This is a genomic window from Citreicella sp. C3M06 (genome assembly GCF_018860705.1).
In the GTDB taxonomy this organism is placed as follows: domain Bacteria; phylum Pseudomonadota; class Alphaproteobacteria; order Rhodobacterales; family Rhodobacteraceae; genus Salipiger.
The window spans coordinates 102,989-121,913 of the sequence record NZ_JAHKQA010000047.1; the positions used below are offsets into that span (position 1 = coordinate 102,989).

Annotated in this window: 19 protein-coding genes; 13 read left to right on the plus strand and 6 right to left on the minus strand. The window is 65.3% G+C overall.

Translation table 11 applies throughout. From position 1 onward, the window contains the following. Positions 1–7: 7 nt before the first annotated feature. Together KO516_RS10780 and KO516_RS10785 are read right to left on the minus strand one after the other, a co-directional pair. Positions 8–1,018: an ABC transporter permease gene (locus tag KO516_RS10780; RefSeq protein WP_216003793.1), complete on the minus strand. Its 1,011-nt coding sequence runs from the start codon at positions 1,016–1,018 to the stop codon at positions 8–10. 64 nt (positions 1,019–1,082) lie between these two features. Then, complete coding sequence (locus KO516_RS10785) at positions 1,083–2,654, minus strand: ABC transporter substrate-binding protein (RefSeq protein ID WP_216003794.1); 1,572 nt, start codon at positions 2,652–2,654, stop codon at positions 1,083–1,085. A gap of 397 nt (positions 2,655–3,051) precedes the next feature. Here KO516_RS10785 and KO516_RS10790 point away from each other — a divergent pair, with 397 nt between their 5' ends. The 12 genes from KO516_RS10790 (at position 3,052) to KO516_RS10845 (ending at position 14,339) form a co-directional block, all read left to right on the plus strand. Next, complete coding sequence (locus KO516_RS10790; RefSeq protein WP_216003795.1) at positions 3,052–4,173, plus strand: DUF917 domain-containing protein; 1,122 nt, start codon at positions 3,052–3,054, stop codon at positions 4,171–4,173. Continuing rightward, entirely contained in the window at positions 4,170–5,726 is a 1,557-nt protein-coding gene (locus KO516_RS10795) for a hydantoinase/oxoprolinase N-terminal domain-containing protein (RefSeq protein ID WP_216003796.1), read from the plus strand. Before KO516_RS10790 ends, KO516_RS10795 begins: the two co-directional genes overlap by 4 nt. Then, on the plus strand, positions 5,723–6,403 hold the full coding sequence (locus KO516_RS10800; protein WP_216003797.1) for an AroM family protein: 681 nt from the start codon (positions 5,723–5,725) through the stop codon (positions 6,401–6,403). The genes KO516_RS10795 and KO516_RS10800 overlap by 4 nt, the downstream gene beginning before the upstream one ends. Positions 6,404–6,450: 47 nt before the next feature. Beyond that, positions 6,451–7,101, plus strand: a complete 651-nt coding sequence (locus tag KO516_RS10805; protein WP_216003798.1) for a flavin reductase family protein — start codon at positions 6,451–6,453, stop codon at positions 7,099–7,101. Positions 7,102–7,368: 267 nt separating this feature from the next. Then, positions 7,369–8,076, plus strand: a complete 708-nt coding sequence (locus tag KO516_RS10810; RefSeq protein ID WP_216003799.1) for a GntR family transcriptional regulator — start codon at positions 7,369–7,371, stop codon at positions 8,074–8,076. A gap of 2 nt (positions 8,077–8,078) precedes the next feature. Beyond that, positions 8,079–9,083 carry an ADP-ribosylglycohydrolase family protein gene (locus KO516_RS10815; RefSeq protein ID WP_216003800.1) on the plus strand — a complete coding sequence of 335 codons (1,005 nt, stop codon included), beginning with the start codon at positions 8,079–8,081 and terminating at the stop codon, positions 9,081–9,083. Beyond that, the gene (locus KO516_RS10820; RefSeq protein WP_216003801.1) at positions 9,080–9,982 is read left to right on the plus strand and encodes a PfkB family carbohydrate kinase; all 903 of its coding nucleotides are present in this window, start codon (positions 9,080–9,082) and stop codon (positions 9,980–9,982) included. The genes KO516_RS10815 and KO516_RS10820 overlap by 4 nt, the downstream gene beginning before the upstream one ends. Positions 9,983–10,034: 52 nt before the next feature. Next, positions 10,035–11,069, plus strand: coding sequence for a PotD/PotF family extracellular solute-binding protein (locus KO516_RS10825; protein WP_216003802.1), 1,035 nt, complete (start codon positions 10,035–10,037; stop codon positions 11,067–11,069). Between the two features lie 84 nt (positions 11,070–11,153). After that, positions 11,154–12,017, plus strand: a complete 864-nt coding sequence (locus KO516_RS10830; RefSeq protein WP_216003803.1) for an ABC transporter permease — start codon at positions 11,154–11,156, stop codon at positions 12,015–12,017. Then, positions 12,014–12,799, plus strand: coding sequence for an ABC transporter permease (locus KO516_RS10835; protein WP_216003804.1), 786 nt, complete (start codon positions 12,014–12,016; stop codon positions 12,797–12,799). The genes KO516_RS10830 and KO516_RS10835 overlap by 4 nt, the downstream gene beginning before the upstream one ends. Beyond that, complete coding sequence (locus tag KO516_RS10840; RefSeq protein ID WP_216003805.1) at positions 12,799–13,809, plus strand: ABC transporter ATP-binding protein; 1,011 nt, start codon at positions 12,799–12,801, stop codon at positions 13,807–13,809. The genes KO516_RS10835 and KO516_RS10840 overlap by 1 nt, the downstream gene beginning before the upstream one ends. Then, the gene (locus KO516_RS10845; RefSeq protein WP_216003806.1) at positions 13,806–14,339 is read left to right on the plus strand and encodes a cysteine hydrolase family protein; all 534 of its coding nucleotides are present in this window, start codon (positions 13,806–13,808) and stop codon (positions 14,337–14,339) included. Before KO516_RS10840 ends, KO516_RS10845 begins: the two co-directional genes overlap by 4 nt. A 95-nt stretch (positions 14,340–14,434) precedes the next feature. On the opposite strand, the gene KO516_RS10850 is transcribed toward KO516_RS10845, so the two are convergent. Further along, positions 14,435–16,822, minus strand: a complete 2,388-nt coding sequence (locus KO516_RS10850; protein WP_216003807.1) for a hypothetical protein — start codon at positions 16,820–16,822, stop codon at positions 14,435–14,437. A gap of 380 nt (positions 16,823–17,202) precedes the next feature. Next, complete coding sequence (locus KO516_RS10855; RefSeq protein ID WP_216003808.1) at positions 17,203–17,631, minus strand: organic hydroperoxide resistance protein; 429 nt, start codon at positions 17,629–17,631, stop codon at positions 17,203–17,205. A gap of 105 nt (positions 17,632–17,736) precedes the next feature. On the opposite strand from KO516_RS10855, the gene KO516_RS10860 reads away from it, so the two are divergent. Then, positions 17,737–18,171: a MarR family winged helix-turn-helix transcriptional regulator gene (locus KO516_RS10860; RefSeq protein WP_216003809.1), complete on the plus strand. Its 435-nt coding sequence runs from the start codon at positions 17,737–17,739 to the stop codon at positions 18,169–18,171. Positions 18,172–18,315: 144 nt separating this feature from the next. Here KO516_RS10860 and KO516_RS10865 read toward each other — a convergent pair whose 3' ends face one another. Together KO516_RS10865 and nqrM are read right to left on the minus strand one after the other, a co-directional pair. Then, on the minus strand, positions 18,316–18,711 hold the full coding sequence (locus KO516_RS10865) for a CBS domain-containing protein (RefSeq protein WP_216003810.1): 396 nt from the start codon (positions 18,709–18,711) through the stop codon (positions 18,316–18,318). Then, positions 18,708–18,881: a (Na+)-NQR maturation NqrM gene (gene nqrM / locus KO516_RS10870; RefSeq protein ID WP_216003811.1), complete on the minus strand. Its 174-nt coding sequence runs from the start codon at positions 18,879–18,881 to the stop codon at positions 18,708–18,710. The genes KO516_RS10865 and nqrM overlap by 4 nt, the downstream gene beginning before the upstream one ends. Between the last annotated feature and the right edge of the window lie 44 nt (positions 18,882–18,925).

The window sequence follows — 18,925 nt, forward strand, 5'->3', positions numbered from 1 at the left end:
TTCTACCTCAGACTTGGTTGCGCACGCGCGGATCAAGCACTGCATAGGCAAGGTCGATCAGCAGGTTGGTGAACATGAAGGCGGCGCCAAGGATCAGCGTCACCGCCATGATCGGCTCGAAGTCCGACGAAACAGCGGCCTTGGCGGCATAAAGCCCGATGCCGGGAAAATCGAAGACCCCCTCGACCAGCACGGTGCCGCCCAGCATCCAGCCAAAGCGCAGACCGATCATCGCCAGCGACGGCAGGATGGCGTTTTTCTGGGCATAGATCGCGGTGATGCGCAGCGGGCCTATGCCCTGCGCCTTGGCGTTGATGACATAGTCGCGGCCCAGCACCTCGAGCATCTCGGCGCGGTTGACGCGGATGATCGCCGCCAGCGCCGGCAGGCTGAGCGCGGCGGCAGGCAGAACCATGTACCAAAGCGCGGTAAGCGCGGTGCGCGGATCGCCGTTCAGCAGCGCATCGATGGTGATCATGCCGGTGATCTGCGGGGGCACGTCGTCGAACACCCCCAGCCGCCCGCCAAGCGGGAACCAGCCAAGTTCCAGCGCAAGGTACCATTGCAGCATCAGGCCCAGCCAGAACATCGGCAGCGCCGCGCCGGACACCGCGATCAGCCGGATGCCGTGATCGGGAAAGCGGTTCTGCCAGAGCGCGGCCAGCGTGCCCAGCGGGATGCCAAAGACGATGGCGATGGTGATCGCGAAAAAGACCAGCTCCATCGTTGCCGGCAGGAACTGGGCAATGTCATCGGAGACCGAGCGCCCGGTATAGACCGAGGTGCCCAGATCGCCGCGCACCAGCTGCCCGACATATAGGGCAAATCGCACCGGAAGCGGTTTGTCAAAGCCGCGGGTTTCGCGGATCTGTTCGACCATTTCCGGGGTGGCATCAGGACCGGCGGCAAGACGCGCCGGGTCTCCGGGCGCGATGTTGGCGATAGAGAAGGTGATGATGGCGAGGCCCAGCAGCATCACCACCATCATTCCCAGGCGCTTGAGGATCAGTCTTGTCATCGCGGTCTCGATTCTGAGGGGTCCGGGCAGCCCGCCAAGGCCGCCCGAAGCGGTGTTTGTGGGATCAGGGCTGGATGTAGATCGGGTAGAGGTCGATCTCCGAGGACATGCGGATCGGGGTATCGACAAAGCCTTTCACATAGTCGCGGTGGGCGAACTGGCGCATCCGCAACATGCCGAAGATCTCGGGCTGGATGTCGACGATCTTTTGCTGGATCTCGGCATAGATCGGCGCGCGCTCTTCCCAGTCGGACAGCTTGCGGCCTTGATCGATCAGCGCGGTCAGCTCGTCATCCTGAATGAAATGCGAGCCATAGTATTTGCCGTTCGAGATCGGGTGATACTGGATCGCCACCGCGTCGGGGTCGGTCGACACCGGCGTGGCAAAAACCGCCATCAGGTCGGGGCTGGTTTCGGCGCTCGAGGCGCGGGCCACCATGTTGGACCATGTCAGCGGCACCATCTCCAGCTCGATGTTCAGCTCTTTCAGGCTGTTGAGCAGCGACAGGCCCATCTGGCGCTGTTCTTCGAGCCCCTGCACATAGACATATTCCAGCGTGATGCCACCTTCGGGCCAAGGCGTCTTGGACAGGTAGTCCTTGGCCTTTGCCATATCCTGACGCGGCATGTCGATATCGACCTTGCCCTTGATCGCATCCGCGAAAGGCGAGGTCTGAAGCGTTGCCTTGCCGTTGTAGATCTGCAGCAGCGTCTCGTAGTCAAAAGCGTAGGCGACAGCCTTGCGCAGGTTGATGTCAGACATCAACTTGCCCTGCGTGTTGATCTTGAGACCAAAGGTCGCCAGCATCGGCGAGGCGGTGACCTCGATGTCCGGGCGCCCGGCCACGACGTCGAATTCCTCGGGGGTCAGATCGCTGACCAGATCGGCCTCGCCCGACATCAGCGCGGCGCGCTGCGACGAGCTTTCCTGAATCATGCGATAGATGACGCCGCCCATCTCGTCGGACTCATAGGGAAAGCCCTTCCAGTAATCCGCATCGCGCGCCAGCCAGTACGCGGTGCCCTGATCGAAGCGCTCCATCTCGTAGGGGCCGGAGCCGGCGTCGTTTTCCGCCAGCCACGCCTTGCCGTAATCGCCATCGACGACATTGGCTTCGACCTGCGCGGGGTTGACGATGAACCACCACGGCAGGAACGACAGGAACGGCGCATAGGCGCGGTCCAGCGTGAATTCGACGGTATGCGCATCAAGCGCCTTGATGTTCTCGGGCTGAAGAATGTCCGAAAGCATCCAGGATGCGCCCTCGTTCAGCTCCAGAACGCGCTTGTAGGAATAGACCACGGCCTCGGCCGTCACCGGATCGCCGTTGTGGAACGTCGCCTCGGGGGCGAGGTTGAAGGTCCAGACAAGGCCATCCTCCGAGGTGGTCCAGTCGGTGGCCAGCCACGGTTCGACCTCGGGCGGGTTGCCGGTGTATTTCACCAGCCCGTCATACAGGGCGAGGGTCATCATGCGGATGGAATAATCATAGGACTGGCCGGGATCGATATGCGACACCGCCTGCCGGCTTCCGATTACCATCCAGTATTTGCCGTCGCGTTTCTCTGCCGCCGATGCTGGGGATACCAGCATGGCGAAAAGGGCAGCGGCCGAGGTCAACAGTTTGAGTTTCATGTCTGCTCTCCGTCTTCGGGGCCCATCGGTGGGCCGGTCTCGTCGAGGGAAGCTCACCTTGCCGAGCCCGCCTGCAGGGCCCATCAATTCAGAACAGACCCTTCAGGAAAAAGAGCAATCCCCAATGCCTATCATCAGCCTGAGCTATGATTGGATTTTTGGGTGCCTGAAAAACAGGCGAGCACAGGGCGTTTGATCGCATTGCAGGCATCGTTCGCCTTATGTTCTGTTTCGAATGGCCGCATCATAAGCCCGGGGGATCGTCTTCATAGTCAAACGCTATTTGCGAAGAGGGGGTATGGAAGCGGAAGTTTCGAGCAACGATGGCCCGAATTGCGAGCCGACATGAGCTGGGGCCACGGCACTGACGGCCGTCGCCCCTACGAGAGGATGACACATGAACACCCTTGTCCAGAGGTCTCCCAGCCAGACCCACAGAACCCTGACGGCAGATGACATCGAAGCGCTGGCCGTCGGCGCGTGGATCCTGGGCACTGGCGGCGGCGGCGACCCCTATCAGAAGCTGCTCAACATGCGGCTGCTTTACGACGCTGGCCGTCAGGTCACGCTGATGGACCCGCTTGCGCTGGATGACGATGCGCTGGTCGCGGTGCTGTCCAACATGGGGGCGCCGCTGGTCGGGCAGGAACGGCTGTCGGACCCGGAATTCGCGCTGAAGCCGCTGCGGATGATGGAAGAATACCTTGGCCGCAAGTTCGACGCGGTGATGTCGCTGGAAATCGGCGGCGGCAATGGCGTGCACCCGATGATGGTCGCCGCGCTGACCGGATACCCGGTGGTGGATGCCGATACCATGGGCCGGGCCTATCCCGAGGCGCAGATGACCTCGGTCGCGGTGGCCGGGCTGCGCTGCTACCCGCTGACCATGGCCGATATCCGCGACAACGAGGTGATCATTCCCCGCGCCGCCTCTTGGCGCTGGATGGAGCGGATCTCGCGCAAGGCCTGCACCGAGATCGGATCGATCGCCGCCACCTGCAAGGCGCCGCGCTCGGGCGCCGAGGTCAAGCAGCATGGCGTGCTCTATTCGGTGTCCAAGGCGATCAACCTTGGTGTCAACGTGCTGAAGGCCCGCGCCGAACATTCCGACCCGATCGAGGCGGTGCTGTCGGCGGCCAACGGCCTGCGCCTGTTCACCGGCAAGGTCGTGGATATCGAACGGCGCACCACCGAAGGCTTCCTGCGCGGTCAGGCCCGGATCGAGGGGCTGAATGATTTCGCCGGACAGGAAATGGTGGTGCATTTCCAGAACGAATTCTCGGTGGCCTATCTTGATGGCGAACCGATCGTGATGACGCCGGATCTGATCTGCCTGCTCGACACGGTGTCGGGCGATGGCATCGGCACGGATTCACTGCGCTTTGGTCAGCGGGTCAGCGTGCTGGCGCTGCCGGCCCCGGCGGTTTTCCTCAGCGAGAAGGGCATCGCCGCCGTCGGGCCGCGCGCCTTCGGCTTCGATCTGGAATTCAAATCGGTCTTCGAGGAGTCCAACACATGAAACGCATCGGGATCGATGTCGGCGGCACCAACACGGATGCGGCGCTGCTGGATGGCGACAAGGTGATCGCGGCGGTCAAGACCTTCACCACGTCGGATGTGACCAGCGGTGTGCGCACCGCGCTCAAAGAGGTGGTCGCCAAGGCCGGCGACGCCGCGCAGGATATCGTTGCGGTGATGATCGGCACCACGCATTTCACCAATGCCGTGGTGCAGCGCCGCGATCTTGGCCGCGCTGCGGCGATCCGCGTGTCGCTGCCGGCCTCGGCCAGCCTCGTGCCGTTCTGCGACTGGCCCAAAGACCTCGCGTCGAAGGTGAACGGTGGCGTCTATCTTGTTGAAGGCGGTCACGAATACGACGGTCGCCCATTGTACCCGATGGACGAGCAGGCGATCGCCCGCGCCGCACGCCAGATCGCGCAGGACGGTGTCAAAGCCGTGGCGATTTCGGCCACCTTCTCGCCGCTGACCGCAACCTGCGAAGAGCGCGCGGCCGAGATCGTGCGCAACGAAGCCCCGGATGTGCATGTCACCATGTCCTCGACGCTGGGCCGCATCGGTCTGCTGGAACGCGAGAACGTCGCGCTGATGAATGCCTCGCTGATCGGGCTGGCGCGCGAGACGACGCAGGCTTTTGTCGATGCCGTGGCCGACAGCGGTCTGGGCGCGCAGCTCTATATCACCCAGAACGACGGCACCGTGGTGCGCGCCGATGCGGCGCGGGAATACCCGGTGTTCTCGTTTGCGTCGGGGCCGACCAATTCGATGCGGGGTGCGGCGCTTTTGGCCGGGGTCGAGAACGCCATGGTCTGTGACGTTGGCGGCACCACTGCCGATATTGGATGTCTGATCAATGGCTTCCCGCGCGAAGCTAACAATGTGGTCGAAGTTGGCGGCGTGCGCACCCTGTTCCGTATGCCCGACCTGCTGTCCATCGCCGTGGGCGGTGGCACCAAGATTGGCCGCGACCCGCTGACCGTCGGGCCGGAATCGGTTGGCTACCGGCTGGCGCAAGAGGCGCGGGTGTTTGGCGGCGCGCAGATCACGGCGACGGATATCGCGGTGGCGGCGGGGCTGATCTCGCTTGGCGATGCGTCGAAGGTGGCGGATCTGCCGGCCGATTTCGTCGCGGCGGCGCTGGCGCGCATCCATGCCGATATCGCCGAGGCGGTGGATCGCATGAAGACCGACGCGACCGAGGTGCCGCTGCTGGCAGTGGGCGGTGGCGCGCGGCTGATCCCGCAGGAGATGCCCGGCATTTCCGAGGTGATTCAGGTCGAACACAGCGGCGTTGCCAATGCCGTCGGCGCGGCCATGGCGCAGATCTCGGGCGAGACCGACCGGATCTACCGCGACATGGATCGCGACGATGCCATCGCGGAGGCACGCAGCGCGGCGATTGCTGCGGCCATCGCGGCTGGGGCAGATGAAAAGACCATCAAGGTGATCGACGTCGAGGATCTGCCGCTGTCCTACCTGCCGGGCCGGGCGATCCGCGCCCGGGTGCGTGTTGTCGGCGAAGCCGCCGCGCTGACCGAGGCGGTGCCAGCGTGAGCCGCCCCGTCGTTGGGCTGCTGGTTATCGGGCAATCGCCCCGCCCGGCCTTGCAGGAAGAGTTTCGCCACGTGTTGCCTGCGGGCGCGGCCGAGCTGAAGCTGCTTGGCGCGCTCGACCATCTTGACGAGGCGGGCCTTGCCGCCGCCGCCCCGACAAGCGACGCCGACACGCTGTATACCACGCTGCCCGACGGGCGCTCGGTGTTTGTCAGCAAGGCCGCCGTCACCGAAGGGATGCGCGCCCGGCTGGACGATCTGGCGCGCGAGACCGTCGATGTGGCGCTTATCGCCTGCACCGGCAAATTCCCCGGCCTTGAGGCCCCCGGCGTGCATTTTGCCTCGGACCTGATCACCGGGGCGGTGGATGGTTGCCTGCCCGGCGCTGGCCGGCTTGGCGTCTTCATCCCCTCGCCAGCGCAGGCCGCCGCTTGCCTGAAGCGCTGGGAGCGGCCGGGGCGGACCTGTTTCGCCGTGCCGCTGCAACCCGACGCCGATGAGGCGAGTGTGCGCGCGGCGGCGCAAGAGATGGCCGCGCAGGCCCCCGACCTCGTGGTGCATGACTGCATCAGCTACACCCGTGCCAGCCGCCAGCTTGCGGCCAGCATCCACGGCAAGCAGGCGATCCTTGCGGCAGCGATCTGCGCCCGCTTTGCCGCCGAGCTGAGCGGGGCCTGAACCGCCCTGCAAGACCTTCCTTCACTCATCTGAAAGCGACGACGCCCATGGAACTTGACCTCGCCCGGCTGAACCCGAAAGACCGCTACAAGCTGCTGAGCGCCACGGTCACGCCGCGCCCGATCGCGCTGATCTCGACCGTCGATGCCAATGGCGTGCTGAACGCCGCGCCGTTCAGCTTCTTCAACGTCTTCGGCGAAGATCCCGCCACCTGCGTGATCGGCTTCGCGCGGCGCGACGACGGCACCAAGCGCGACACCGCCCGCATCATCGAGGAAAGCGGCGAATTCGTGGTGAACATGGTCGATATGGACATCGTCAACGGCATGAACATCTGTGCCATTGATTTTGCACCGGAGGTGGACGAGTTCGAACGCGCCGGTTTTACCCCCGTCGAAAGCCGCTTCGTGGCGCCGCCGCGGATCAAGGAATCGCCGGTATCCTTTGAATGCCGCCGCACCGTGACGCTGCAACTGAGCAAGGGGCGCGACCTTGTGGTGGCAGAGATCCTGACCATGCATGTGCGCGACGGGCTGATCGACCCCGAAAAGCTGTATCTCGACCAAGAGCAATACAACGCCGTTGGCCGCCTTTATGCCGACCTCTATACCCCGGCGAACGAGGTGTTCTCGAAGCGCCGCTGGCAGCCCGAAGACTGGGAGGCCGGTCTGGTGCAAGAGGTCGAAAAGGCCGGGTGACCCTTAGCGGGCATCGCGCGCAGGCGAACCCATATCGCCACCTTTGCCCGGCAGAGGTAGGGCAGGGGTTTGCCGCCCTTTCATGGCGCGGTCCCTTGGGTCTGTGTGCCGGGGCCTGCCAAGGCAGGCGATGTTTTCAGCGCTCGTAACATCGCCGCGTGATGCGATACCGGGCATGGTTCGAAAAACTTTCAGCCCGCCGCCGTATTTCTTGGACAGACCTGTCTGCACCTGTTTAGCATACAGGTATAGACAGGAGTGTTCGAGATGCACGGGATCGGACCAGAGAGCAAACCGCAGAAGATCGCGCGTCTTCTCGAAGAGGAAATCCGCTCTGGCGCGTTGCATGACGGCGCGGCTCTCTCCAGCGAAAACGCCCTTGTCGAACGCTTTGCCGTGTCCCGCGCGACGGTGCGCAAGGGCCTTGGCATCCTGTCGGCCAAGGGGCTGATCCAGACAAGGGTGGGCATCGGGTCTTTTGTGACCTACGGCGGCGCGGTGCTGGACAACAGCGCTGGCTGGAGCATCTCGCTGTCCGACAGCGGGGCGCGGCTTGGCGCGCGGATCATCAATATCGCCCGCATTCCGATGGATCTCAGCGCGCCGGGCTTTGATGCGCCCGAGGTGCTGGCGTTGGACCGCATCCGCTTTCGCGAGGAAACCGGCGTCGCGCTGACGCTGGAACGCTCGCGGGTGCCGTGGCGGGACGGGTTTGCCAGCATCCTGACCGAGGGTCTGGAAGAGGGCTCGCTCAGCCGCACGCTGGAAAATCGCAACATCGTCGCGGCCTCGGGCGAGGAATGGGCCAATGTGCTGCCCGCCCTGTCTCACGAAGATGCGCTGTTGCTCAAGCGCCCTGCGGGCTCGGCGATGCTGCGCCTGCGCCGCCTGACCCGCACCGCGTCGGGCGAGGTGATGGAATATGTCGAAAGCCTTCTGGATCCAGAGCTTTTCGGCCTGCACATGGAGTTCTGAAGATGACCACGACCGCCGCCGCGCGCGCCCGTGCGATATCTACCCTGCTGGGCCTTGCGGCGGGCGATGCGCTTGGCATGCCCGCCCAGACCTTGCCGCGCGCCGAGGCCCGCGCCAGATATGGCCGCATCGAGCGCTTCCTTGCGCCTTTCGAGGGGCATCCGGTGTCGCACGGGCTGAAGGCCGCGCAGGTCACCGACGATACCGAACAGACGCTGCTGCTGGCCAAGCGGCTGATCGCGCAGCCCGATACCTTTGACGATGCCGGCTGGGCACGCGATCTGCTGGAATGGGAGGCCGAGATCCGCGCCAAGGGGTTGGCCGACCTGTTGGGCCCGTCTTCGCGGCGTGCCATCGACGCGCTGCTGGCCGGAGCATCGCCAGAGGAAACCGGCAAGGCGGGCACCACCAACGGCGCCGCCATGCGGATTTCCCCCATCGGGCTGATGATGCCGCCAAGCCGGCCCGCGCTGGTGGCGCGGGTCGCCCGCACCTGCCGGGTTACCCACAACACCGGAGAGGCCATCGCCGCCGCCGCCGCCGTTGCCATGCTGATCAGCTGCGGCATCGCCGGGCAATCGCTGGAGCAGGCGCTGAGCGCCGCGCTGCTGGCCTGCCGCGACGGGCAGGCCCTTGGCTTTGCCGTGGGCGAGCCGGACATGGCGGCGCGGATCGAGCTGGCGCTGACGCTGGCGGAACAGGGCGAAGAGGCGCTGATTGCGGGCATCGGGACCTCTGTTGCCAGCCGGGAAAGCGTGCCGGTGGCCTTTGGCATCCTGAAACTGGCAAGGGGCGATCTGTGGACCGCGCTGGTGATCGCCGCCAACGCGGGCGATGACACCGACACCATTGGCGCCATCGTCGGTTCGATGTGCGGCGCGCTTGGCGGAACCGTCCCGGCGCAGGCTGCGGCGCAGGTGATGGCCGCCAATGATCTGGACATCGAGCGCATCGCCGACGGCCTGCTGGCCTTGCGCGCGCACGCCGTGCAGGGCGCCGTGGCATGAGCCTGCTGTTGCAGCTGACCGGGCCGGTGGTCGACATGATCTACAACGTCCGGGCGCTGCCCCCGTCGGGGGGCGAGGCCGAGGTCAGCGGGTTCTCCATGGCGCCGGGCGGCGGGTTCAACGCCATGGTTGCGGCCCGCGCCGCTGGCATGGCGGTGCGGCTTGGCGGATCGCTGGGCAGCGGGCCGATGGCGGCGATGGTCGCGGCAGAGTTGCAGGCGCGGGGGATCTCGCTGGCCCGCCCAGCCCTGAAGGATCGTGATCAGGGCTGCTGCACCGTGCTGCTCGAACCCGATGGCGAACGCAGTTTCATCAGCTTTCCGGGCGCTGAAGGCGACATCAGCCGCGCGGCGCTGGATCAGATCGACCTGTCCGCGGTCAGCCATGTGATGCTGTCGGGATATTCGCTGCACTACCCGCAGGCGCGCCGCGATCTGGCGGGATGGATCGCCCAGCTGCCGCGCGCAATCACGGTGGTCTTTGATCCCTCGCCGGTGGCGGGGCTGCTCGACCCGGCCTATCTGCAACCGGTTCTGGCGCGCGCCGACTGGATCAGCGCCAATGCCGATGAGGCCGCCGTGCTGAGTGGCGAGAGCGAGGCTCTGCCCGCCCTGCGCGCGCTGGCCGCGAACCGCCCGGGCGCGGTGCTGCGGCAAGGCGCAAACGGCTGCCTGCTGTGCACCGGGGATCAGGTCAACCAGCTGCCCGCCCACCGCGTTGCCGCCATTGATACCAACGGCGCTGGCGATTGCCATATCGGCAGCTTCATCGCCGAGCTTGCCGCCAGCGGCGATGCCCTGCGCGCCGCCCGCTACGCCAATATCGCTGCCGCCCTGTCCACGACCCGGCCCGGCCCGGCAACCGCCCCCGCACGCGCAGAGGTCGAGCCCCTGCTGTGAGACCAAGAGAGGGGCGCCAAGCCCCCGCAACCCCCAATCTGGAGACCCAAAGATGAAGACCTTCCTGCTTTCCCTGTCCGTTGCCGCGCTAAGCGCGACCGGCGCCTTGGCGGATGAGATCCGCGTGCTGAACTGGCAGGGCTACGGCACCGATCAGGACTTTGCCACCAAGCCCTTCGAAGAGGCCACCGGCCACACCGTCGTTCATGAATATTTCAACTCTGAACAGGAGATGCTGACCAAGCTGCGCACCAATCCCGGCGCCTATGACGTGGTGATGATCAACGCGACCTTCACCGAGCAGGCCGCCGCCGAGGGGCTGATTGCCCCCATCGACACCGCCGCCCTGCCGAACTTCGATGGCATCCCCGCCAAATTTGCCGATGACCCGATGCAGAAGATCGACGGCGCGCAATATGGCGTGCCCTGGACATGGGGGCTGACCTCTTTTGCGATCAACGCCCAATCGGTCGACGAGGCCCCGAGCAGCATCGAGGCGCTGTGGGATCCCAAATACGAAGGCCATGTCTCGATCCGCGATGACGCCATCGAGGCGATGCAGATCGGGGCGCTGGCCACCGGTCAGGACATCAACGACATCAAGGATATCGAGGCGGTCAAGGACAAGCTGGCGGCGCTGTTGCCCAACCTGCTGACCTTTTGGGGCAGCGAGAACGACTGGAACCAGTCCATGGCCTCGGGGCAGCTTGATATTGCGACCTACTGGTCCGGCTCGGCAGTGCGCTCGATCGCGCAGGGGCTGGAGATCGAATTCGTCATCCCCGAGGAAGGCGCCATCGGCTGGCTGGATGCCCTGTCCATTCCCGCCACTTCCGAGCACAAGGCGGCGGGCGAAGCCTTCATCAACTGGATGATCGACCCGGAATTCTACGTCGCGTGGGACAAGGCAGGTTCGCCGGCCCCCGCCAATGCCAAGGCCGCCGCAGCGCTGCCCGAAGAGGCGTTCAACCGCCGTGTGCTGGGCGATCCCGAGGTGCTGGCCCGCGTCCAGTTTCAGGTTCCTGTCGAGGATGCCACCAAGGAGCAGTATCTGGAAATCTGGCAGACGCTGAAGGCGCGCCAGTAACGCAGGCGCCTGCCAAAGCGCTGGGTCCGGGCGTTCAGCCCGGGCCCGCCCCACTAGACCGCCCCGCAATGCAAGGAGATCGGCATGACCGAACTCACCGCTTCGGCGGACCGCAGACGCCTGTTCGCGCTTTTGTCGCCGGCCTATCTCTGGCTGACGCTGGCGGTGTTCCTGCCGCTGTCCGCCATGCTGTTCTTCAGCTTCCTGACGGATCTGCCGCAGGACAACCCGGACTGGAGCGCCACGTTCGACAATTATGCGCGCTTTCTGACCAATCCGACCTATGCCATCCTGATGTGGAAATCGGTGAAGCTGGGGCTGATGGTCACGCTTGGCTGTGTGCTGATCGGCTATCCCTGCGCGCTGGTGCTGGCGCGCACCATCAAGGGCCGGGCGCGCGAGACGCTGTTCCTGCTGGTGATCCTGCCGTTCTGGTCCAACTCGCTGGTGCGGATCTTTTCTTGGGCCATCGTGCTGCGGGGCAACGGCATGCTGGAACACGCGCTGAACTGGCTGCTGCCCTTCGAGCTGCGGCTCGAGCTGATGTTCACCACCCATGCCGTGGTGATCGGGCTGATTCACAGCTACCTGCCCTATGTCATCCTGACCTCGTATCTGGCGCTTCAGGCCATCGACGACGATCTGGTGGATGCCGCCCGGTCCATGGGGGCGTCGAAGCTGACGATCCTGCGGCGCATCCTGCTGCCGCTGTCGCTGCCGGGGCTGCTGGCGGGCGCCGTTCTGGTGTTTGTGCCGGTGGTTGGCTCTTTCATGGAGCCGCGCATCCTTGGCGGGCGCATGGGCACCTATTACGGCACGCTGATCGAGGATCAGTTCGTTTCGGTCTACAACTGGCCGCTTGGCGCGGCGCTGTCCTTTACCCTGCTGGCGGTGGTTCTGCTGATCCTTGCCTGTGCCAGCCCCATCCTTGGAAAGGCCCGGACATGAGCCGCTCTCTGCTGCCGCTGATCGGGAAACTCTGGCTTTTCGCGATCCTGTTCTTTCTCTACGCGCCGATCCTTGTGATGGCGGCGATGTCGTTCAACGCCTCGCCGTTCTACCAGCTGCCCTTTGAACTCTCGACCCGCTGGTATCAGCAGATGGCGGGCAATGGGCAGATCCTCAGCGCGGCGCTGCGTTCTGTCGGTATTGCCATGGTCACGACGCTGGTGGCGACCGCCCTTGGCACGGCGGCGTCGATTGGCCTGTTCCGCTATGATTTTGCCGGCAAGAAGGTGCTGATGGTGCTGCTGTTCCCGCCGATCGCCATTCCGTGGCTGATCACCGGCACCGCCATGCTGATCTTTTTCTTTGCCATCGGCATCGGGCGCGGCACGCCTGCGGTGATCATCGGCCATGTCGCGCTAGCGCTGCCCTATGTCATCGTCACCGTCACCGCCCGGCTGTCGAGCTTTGACATCACGCTGGAAGAGGCGGCGCGCTCGATGGGCGCAAACAGCTGGACGGTGCTGCGCCGGGTGACGCTGCCGTGGATCGCGCCGGGCGTGGTGGCGGGGGGGCTGTTTGCCTTTGCCGTCAGTTTCGATCAGTTCGTGGTCAGCTACTTTCTGTCGGAACCGGGCGACAGCACGCTGCCGGTGCTGATCTACACCGCCATCCGCAAGGGGTTCACCCCCGAGATCAACGCGATCTCGACCATCATCATCGCCGTCTCGATGCTGATCATGTTCCTTGCCACCCGCTATTCCAGATTCGCAGGAGACCGCTGATGTCCGCCGTCGACGTACAGAATGTGACCAAGAGGTTTGGCCAGACCGTGGCGCTGGACGATGTGTCCATCAGCTTTGAGGATGGCGGGTTCTTTGCCCTTCTGGGCCCCTCGGGGTCGGGCAAGACCACGCTGCTGCGCACCATCGCGGGGTTTCACTTTGCCGAAACGGGGGCGATCCGCATCGGTGATCGCAACGTCGAAAACGTGCCGGTGGAAAAGCGCGACATCGGCATGATGTTCCAGAACTACGCCCTGTTTCCCAACATGAGCGTGGCCGACAACGTCGGTTTTGGCCTGCGGGTGCGCAAGGTTGCCGCCGCCGAGGAAAGACGCCGCATCGCCGAGGCGCTGGAGCTGGTGCAGCTGGGCGCCATGGCCGAGCGCCGCCCAAGCCAGCTTTCGGGCGGGCAGCGGCAGCGGGTGGCGCTGGCGCGGGCCATCGTGACCAACCCCAAGGTGCTGCTGCTGGACGAGCCGCTTTCGGCGCTCGACAAGACCCTGCGCGTGGATATGCAGATCGAACTGAAACGCATCCAGCGCGAGATCGGCATCACCACGATCTTTGTGACCCATGATCAGGAAGAGGCGCTGACCCTGTCGGACCGCATCGGCATCCTGAAGGACGGGCGCATCGTTCAGGTCGGCCCGCCGCGAGAGGTCTATGACAAACCGGTCGACGCTTTCACCGCCGGTTTTCTGGGCGATGCCAACTGGGTTCCCGAAAGCTGGCTTTCGGCGCTGAGGCTGCCGCAGCCTGCCAACGGCCACAGCTTTGCGGTGCGGCCAGAAGCGCTGTCGATGGCTCAGGCGCGGCTTGATGGCATGAACGCCGTGGCGGGGCGGCTGACGCAGCGGGTCTTTGCCGGGGCCATGGCCACCTGCCTGATCGAGGTCGAGGGCCAGAAGTGGAAGCTGATCGCCCGCGATCGCGACATCCCCGAAATCACCGGCGATGGCGCGGTCTGGCTGAACTGGCGCCCCGAAGACACGATGGCGGTGCGGGCATGAACGACTGGCTGCTGGTGATCGACATGCAGCCGGGCTTTGGCGCGGCTGAAAGCCCGTGGTGCACGCCGGGCTATGAGCGCTGCGCCGAGCGCATCGGGCAGATGCTGCCACTGTTCGAAGACCGGGTGCTGTTCACCCGCTTCGTGCCGCCAGAGTCCCCCACCGGCGCATGGCGCGCTTATTACGCGCAATGGGAGTTTGCGGTTGCGCCCGGATCGGACTGGCTGTGGCAGGTCGATGGGCGCTGGCAGGGCTATCGCTCGATCGCCAGCCATCGTTTCGCCAAGTGGCGCGAGGCGGAACAGGTTCTGCCCGCCGATGCCAGCCTGACCCTGTGCGGCGTCGCCACCGATTGCTGCGTGCTGGGCACCGCTGTCGAGGCGGTGGACGCCGGGCGCAACCTGCGGCTGGTCGAGGATGCCTGCGCCGCCGGGACCGAGGCCTTGCACCGCGCGGCAGTGGCGGTGATGGCGGATCGCGCCCCGATGTGCCGTGTGGTGTCGACCGCGCAAGTTCTGGCGGGCGCTTAGGCGCGCGCGCGACACCAGATCTTACGACGCGAACGGCCCTGCCGCGCCTTTGCCGCCGCGCATTTTGGGGCAATGGCGCTGCGGCGTACAACGCATCAACTGGCGCCGTCGCGGATCAGCAGCGGAGGCTGCGTCAGGCCGCTGACATCCGGCCAGCCCGGGCCTGCAAATGGGGTATCGGCGTAAAACGCGTTGGCCATGGTGTTGAACACCGCGATCCGCAGCAGGTGCGGGCCGGGGGCAAGCAGCCCGAGGCGGACGCGGAACGGCGCGTGGTAACATAGCCCCATGTCGCGCCCGTCGAGCGTGACGCGCGCCGCGCAGGCAAGCCCCGGCAGCAGTAGCGCCAGATGCTCCGCCGCCTTAATGACAAAGTGGCATTGGTAATGGCCGGTGCCAGAATAGGCCGGATAGCCCTGCGCCTGCCATCCCGATGTCACCCTGACGGGCTGGGTCCGCCCGCCGATCTTTAGCGTCCAGCCGTCGTCGAGCACCTGCGCCACGGATGACGCAGCAGAGGGCGCCGGGATCCGGGCGCCGCCATCGGCGGGCAGCGTCAGGCAGCGCAATTCCTGCGCTTCCAGCGCCAGCTCGCGCGCTGCACCGGCGAAGGCGATCTGCGCGGTCAGCGGGGCCGTGCCTTCGTTGAACAGCACGATGCGCCACTGGCCCGCCGCATCAACACCCGCCACCAGCGCGCGCAGGCCGGGCTGCGCGGCGACGAGGGGCGAGGCGCTCAACAGCGGCTCCTCTGGCGGGGAAGTATAGGTCGCAAGGCCATGCCGGACCGGATCGCGCAGGGTGACCGGCCCGGGCAGGGCAAGGGCGGCAAGGCGCGTGCCGTAAAGCCTGCCGCCCTGCACTTGCGCCAGCCCGTGCTCATCCACGATCAGCGGGCGATGGCCCTGCGCCAGAAGCCAGTCACACCAGCCCCCGAAACGGCGCGCATGGTCATGGCGCGGCCCTTTGCGCAGCGCCGTCTCATAGGGGTAGAGCAGCGCCACCTGTTCCGGCGGGCTGGCACCTTCGATGAAATCCGCCAGCCTTGCGGCCTCGGCGCCGATCGCGCCCATCACCGGCCACCAGGGTTGCAGGTTGTAGCCCGGCGCGAAATCAAAGCGCATATTGGCCAGCGGCTCTGGCCGCGCATCGCCCGCCTCGGCGAACAGCGCATGCAGGATCACCCGGCTGGCCCCCAGCATGTGCAGCCGGATCAGCTGCGCGCGCAGCGCCTGCGGGGTGATTTCCCACTGGCCGATGGCGCGGTGCTCGCTGCGCTGCGAGGTCAGGTAGAGCTCTGTCCACGCGCCGCGCCGCCCAGAGGCCCGCGCGATGCTGTCGCCAAGCAGCGGGGCCAGCTGCGCCCCGAGATTGTTGGCATCGACCGAGGTCTGGTCCCGCCACAGATCGGTGCCGAAGAAATCCGCCGCCATCGCCACCCGCGGGTCGATCGCCGAAAACCCGCCGTTCAGCGCCATACTGGCGACATGGGGCAGGATTTCATGGCCGGTCAGGGTCAGGCCATGGGCCTCGCAGAACGCCCGCAGCGGAGCAAAGAACGCCTGCTGCATCATGCTGGTCACGGTCCGATAGACACGTGCCCGGATGAGGCCTTTGCCCGGCGCGCCATCATCGAGCAGCGCCCAGAGCTGCGGCGCGAGCGGGCCGTGCATTGCCAGCTTTTCGGCCAGCGCGTCGCTCCACGGCAGGGAGTTGCGCAGATTGCCAAACCGCCCCTGCCAGTCAAGCAGGCTCGGGGCGGGCTGGTCGTAGAACAGGCAATCGACGGTGCGGCCCAGATGATCGCCCAAGGCCTCGGCATAGGGGCGCAGGCCGGTTTCGACAAAGCGCGCGCCAGCCTCTGGCATCAAGTAGTTGATGATCCGCGAATTGCGCAGCCGCGCCGCGGCAAAGACCGTCCAGCGCGCGCCTTCGGGCAGCGGACGCGACAGGCGGAACCGGCCAGTGTCGCCCTGCGCGGTGACATGGGCGCTCACGTCCTCGGTTCTGCCATCGGCATGTTCCAGCACGGCGCCCACGGGCTGCCACGCGTCGCAATCCACCGTGCCGCCCTCATGCGTCCAGTCGCGCACCGCCGGGCCAAGCGCGGCCCCAAGCGTGGCGCGGATCTGGTGGATCGTTAGCTCTGGCACAGCGCCGCGGGTCCAGAAGACATGGCGTTCGCGCAGGTGATCGCCGCCCTCGACGGTGCGCCCTCCGGCCTGTCCGCTGGTCCATGCGTAATCATCGTAAAGCCCGGCCTTCAAGCCGAGATCTGCCATGATCTCAACCGCCTGTGCGTAGGTCTTAAGGTAGGCCGGCGACAGGTAGACGGCTCTGGGCATGGACAGCCGGGCCTGAATGTAGATCCGGGCAAAGCCCTGATCGCGGAACGCCGTCAGTTGGCGGCGCAGCCTGTCCGGCGAGGGCAGCGCCCCCCAGAAATAATAGGCATCAAGGCGGGACGCAGCATGGGCGGGCACGGGCTAAGACCTTTTTCTGGCATCCGGTTGGGTGGGTCCGGCGGGGGTGCGATTGTTGTCTGTCAGGTTGACGGACGGCAGGGCCGGTTTGATGCAAGTGGGTTTCATCACCCGGACCTTTGACGAGGCGTCAGGCAATCTCTCCAGTGAAGAATACTCAAAGATATTCGTATGCAAATGGATTTTCGCAGGATTTCAAGCGCGGTGACGCCGGGCAGCAGTTTGTGAAACCGGAAGACAAAGCCGATGGCGCGGTTGCGGGGTTGGTGACCATAGCTTGTTAATCCATCGGATTAAATACGCCCCGCAAAGTATTGCGGAGCGGTATGAAATGAGATTCCGACGGTGCAGCTTGCGCCGATCCTTGAGACAGGCGCTGGTCACAGCAACGAGGTTGTGACCTCGATATTGCCGCTGACAGCGTTGGAATAGGGGCAGATGGCATGTCCGCGCTCGACGATCTTTTCGCCGGTGGCGCGCTCGACACCGGGCAGGGTGACCGACAGCGCGACCGTCAGCCCAAAGCCGCCGTCGCTGCGCGGCCCGATGCCGACTTTCGCCTCGACCCGGGCGTCCTGCGGGACGGTCCCGAGCTTTTCGCTGCGCGCCGCGAAATGCATCGCGCTGAGGAAGCAGGCCGCGTAGCCGGTTGCGAACAATTGCTCCGGATTGTGGCCTGCGCCCGATCCGCCGAGCTCCTTGGGGCTGGTCATCGTTACGGTCAGGGTTCCCGACGTCAGCCCGGCGAGACCATTGCGTCCGCCGCCCGTTGCATAGGCTTCTGTCCAGTATTTCACATCGGTGGTCATGGGGTATCCTTCGTGGTCGATTAGATTGTGTGCGATACATATGGCGCGCCCTTGAGAGCATTCAATAGCTTGCAAATGAATAGCGCGCGATATAAATTGCCCACCATGACCAGACCCATTGATGACATGCTCTGCCACGCGCTTTATTCGGCCAGCCTTGCCATGCAGCACGCCTATCGCGATATGCTGGCGCCGCTGGGTCTGACCTATCCTCAGTTTCTGGTCATGACAGTGCTCTGGACCGGCCCGGAATCTCCGACGGTCAAAGAGATCGGCGCGCAGGTTCATCTTGAATCCAGCACGCTGACCCCGCTTCTCAAGCGGCTGGAGAAAGCCGGACTGCTCAGCCGCCAGCGCGATACGGTGGATGAACGGCAGGTGCGCATCGCCCTGACCCCCGCCGGACGCGCGCTAGAGGCCCGTGCCGAAGGGGTGACCCGCTGCCTTGAGGATCGGTTGAGCGGGCAGTCTGACGATTTGCGCCAGACACGGGATGTGCTGCTGCGACTGGCCGGGCATCTGCGCGCCCTGGACAGCTGAGCGCGCGGAGGCAGACATCCCGCTGGCCTCTGGGGTCGGGCGGATCAGGTCTGCCGGCGCAAAATCGGCCCCGGATTTGCAAGACCGTCTTGCGGGTCTGGCCCCTGCGCGTCATCGCGCCGTGATGAGCGACGAGGCTGGGCGCTACCACTGTTCCAGCAACGCACGCAGAAGATCGCCGCGGCTGACCTGCCCGACAAGCTTGCCGTCGCGCAGCACCGGAAACCGGCGGAACTCGCTGGCGAGGAACCGCTCGGCGGCGGCCACCAGATCGAGATCGGCGTCGAGCGTCACGGGATCCTTCGTCATGTAACGCGCGACCCGCCCGCCCCATTCCTGATGATAGGCGCCATGCAAGGCGGCGCGCAGGCAATCCTTCGTGGACAGCACCCCGATGAGGCGTTCCTTGGCGTCCACCACGGGCGCGCCAGAAATTCGGTGTTCCAGCAGGGTCTTCATCGCATGCAGGATTTCCAGATCCGGCCCGAGCAGGATGAGATCGCGCGTCATGTAATCTGCAATGCGTGGCCGCTTGGTCATGGCTGATCGCCCCTTTTGGTGCGGTTCGGGCAGGCCGCGCAATCCGCGCCCGCAATGCAGGACAGCCCGCCGCAAGACCCTTTGATCGGCGCGCGGCCAAAGATCGCTCCGATGCCAAGCCCGGCGAGGGCGCAGAGCAGCACGCCAAGGGTGATCAGGAACTCTGCCATTGCCGCCCCAACCCCAGATGATCCGGCCCGTGAACCGGTATGTC